Origin of the sequence: Micromonospora sp. M51 (assembly GCF_018070305.1) — a bacterium.
Lineage (GTDB): Bacteria > Actinomycetota > Actinomycetes > Mycobacteriales > Micromonosporaceae > Micromonospora > Micromonospora parva.
The window spans coordinates 1-1103 of sequence record NZ_JAGPXZ010001221.1 but is presented as its reverse complement, the minus strand read 5'-3'; the positions used below and the strand labels follow the sequence as shown (position 1 = coordinate 1103).

At 75.6% G+C, this 1103-nt stretch carries 2 protein-coding genes; both read right to left on the bottom strand.

Features of this window, described 5'->3' with window-relative positions; translation table 11 throughout:
- Positions 1–25: 25 nt before the first annotated feature.
- Complete coding sequence (locus tag KBX53_RS33840) at positions 26–217, bottom strand: DUF5703 family protein (RefSeq protein ID WP_030332768.1); 192 nt, start codon at positions 215–217, stop codon at positions 26–28.
- Positions 218–406: 189 nt separating this feature from the next.
- Positions 407–1103 (bottom strand): SseB family protein (locus tag KBX53_RS33835; RefSeq protein WP_210863907.1); only part of this gene is annotated, 697 nt, incomplete at its 5' end.

Sequence of the window (1103 nt, the reverse complement as noted above, 5' to 3'; positions counted from 1 at the left end):
GCCCGTGGGCGGCACCGCCCGGTCGTCAGTACGACAGGCCCGGCTGCGGCTGGTTGATCCGCCGACGGCGCAGCACCACCTGGCGCGTGCCGTCGCGGTACAGCCGCACCCGGGCCAACTCCCATCCGGAGAACTCCGCCTGGATCGCCAACTGCGCCGCGGCGGTCAACCGGTCGACGTTCGGCGGCAGCCGCAGCGGCGCGTACTCGTAGTCCATGCCATCCATGCTGCCCAGCCCAGCGGCCGTTCGCCACCCCCTCCCGAGTGACCAACGACGCCCCCGGGGCGGTTCGTGCCGCCCCGTGCCCCTCTCCCGCCGATCGAGCGGTTCCGGTTGCCGGAATGGGCGAGAAGCCCGCTGTGCCACGACAGCAAGCGCAAGATCGCCGAAGAGGGCCTCGGGGCGTTAGTTCGTGGGGAGGTTGGCGCTCAGGAGAGCGGTGAGGGCTGGCGCGGCCAGGGCTACCGCCCGGGTGCTGCCCGGGTCGGCCGCCAGCCCCCAGGACGGGTCCGGCCAGTCCTCGAACAACTCGACGCACGGCAGCGCGATGAACGGCACCCCGTCGCCGGTGAACGCGGCGAGCGCCCCGGGCGAGGTGAAGACCGGCAGCAGCGGCGCGCCGGTCGCGTCGCCGATGACCGCCCACGGGAAGTCGGCATCCGGCGTCGGTTCCCCGGCCAGCGGGACGCACACCGTGGCGCCGGCCAGCACGGCGAGATAGCCGGGCAGGTCACGCCGGTCGGCCGCCGCCGCGAGCACCGCCACCACCGCCGGCTCAGCCACCCCGGCGGGTGCCGCCTCGGCCGGTGTCGGCTCGGAATGGATCACAGGGACCGGTGCGGACCCGACCGGTGCGGGCCGGTCGGGCGTCGATCGCGTGGCCGGGCCTGGCCGGGCGGCCGGCGGCACCGCCCGGCAGGAGAGCGCGCCGGGCTCGTTGGTCAGCACCTCGGCGGCGGTACGGGTCACGAAGACACTGAGCCGTTCCAGCTGCTCCGGGGTACGCGGCGCCTCGTACCACCAGCCCTCGTCCCCGCTCGGGCGGTGCCAGCCGAGCGCGGCCAGGCGGGCGTGGTCGGGGCCGGGGCAGACCACCCGTACC

Bases quoted from the DNA above. Each gene is read 5' to 3' on its own strand.
- KBX53_RS33840 (WP_030332768.1), bottom strand. From the start codon at position 217: ATGGACTACGAGTACGCGCCGCTGCGGCTGCCGCCGAACGTCGACCGG.